Source organism: Kitasatospora misakiensis (assembly GCF_042656005.1).
Lineage (GTDB): Bacteria > Actinomycetota > Actinomycetes > Streptomycetales > Streptomycetaceae > Kitasatospora > Kitasatospora misakiensis.
Map to the genome: position 1 here is coordinate 1 of NZ_JBHSOF010000134.1, position 1,226 is coordinate 1,226.

The 1,226-nt window shown below is 70.5% G+C and carries 1 protein-coding gene; it reads right to left on the minus strand.

Translation table 11 applies throughout. The features are described 5' to 3' along the window. Positions 1-419 precede the first annotated feature (419 nt). Entirely contained in the window at positions 420-875 is a 456-nt protein-coding gene (locus ACFP3U_RS36890; RefSeq protein ID WP_380230152.1) for a VOC family protein, read from the minus strand. Positions 876-1,226 lie beyond the last annotated feature (351 nt).

Genomic DNA, 1,226 nt, shown 5'->3' on the forward strand with positions numbered 1-1,226 from the left:
GGCCGGGAGGACGCCGCCGTGGCCGCCAACTCGCCCGAACTGATGCGGGAGTTCCTGGCGTACGGCCAACCGCCCCCACGTGCCGGCCGCCGCACCGGGCGTGGGAAGTCGGACCGGCCGACTTCCCACGCCCGAACTGCGGCCCGCTCGCCTCCCGGCCGTTCCCCCACGGGTCGCCGGGCGGGTCGGACGTAGGAAGTCGGCGCCTATCTGCGCCGCCGCAGGATCCGCTGCACCATCCCGGAGAAGGCCGACCAGGCACGCAACCGCGAGAAGCTCGGATCCCGAGACGGTCGGCCGCCGCGCTTCGACCCAGCCGACTACCGCGAGCGCCATCAACCGCCTCACGAGAAACCGTGCTGTCACCACGCGCTACGAGGCGACCGTGCTTGTCGTGACAAGCACCGTCGCGACGGTCCTCAGACGACGTCGAACTCGTTGCCCTCGGGGTCCTGCATGGCCGCGGCGTAGAGCCCCGCGTTCGGCTCATCCTTGATCTTCAGCACGGTGGCGCCGGCCTCGACCAGCTGGTCCACCGTGGCCCTGACCCGCCGCGCGCGGACGTCCAGCGGGACGTCACGGCCGCCACCGACCTTCAGGTCGAAGTGCCACCGGTTCTTGGCGGTCTTCGGCTCCGGGACCTGCTGGAACCACACGCGCGGTCCACGACCCGCCGGATCGACGATCGACTCCGGAATGTCGCCGGCCCCGGTCGGCAACTCCTCCGCGGGCACCCCCATCGCCTCCCAGTAAGCGCGCCACGTGGCGTGCCCGTCCGGCGCGGGCTCGGGCACATAGCCCAGAGCCAGGGCCCAGAAAGCCACCATCCTCTGCGGGTCGGAGCAGTCGACCGTCAGCTGCATTGTCATTTCCATGCCCAGAGCCTCCCAGACAGGTATGACGGGCGATCAGCTTTCACCACAGGCCCTGGCAAGCACCACCGGCCGACGGCATCGGGTTCGAGACTGGGAGAGGAAGTCGGAGGGGCCGACTTCCCATCTCCCGAGCAGGGCCCGCTCACCGCCCGGCCGCTCCCCCACGGGCGGCCGGGCGGGTCGAACGCAGGAAGTCGACGGGGCTGACCTTCTACGCAGGGGTCTCCGCTGCCCCCTTGCTGTCCGCAAAGGGGGCAGCGACTGGGAAGGTGGTCGCCAATCAGGGAACGAAAAGTCGATCTGGCCGACTCTCCACTCCGCGAGTCGACCACCACCCTGGCTGCCTCTCGC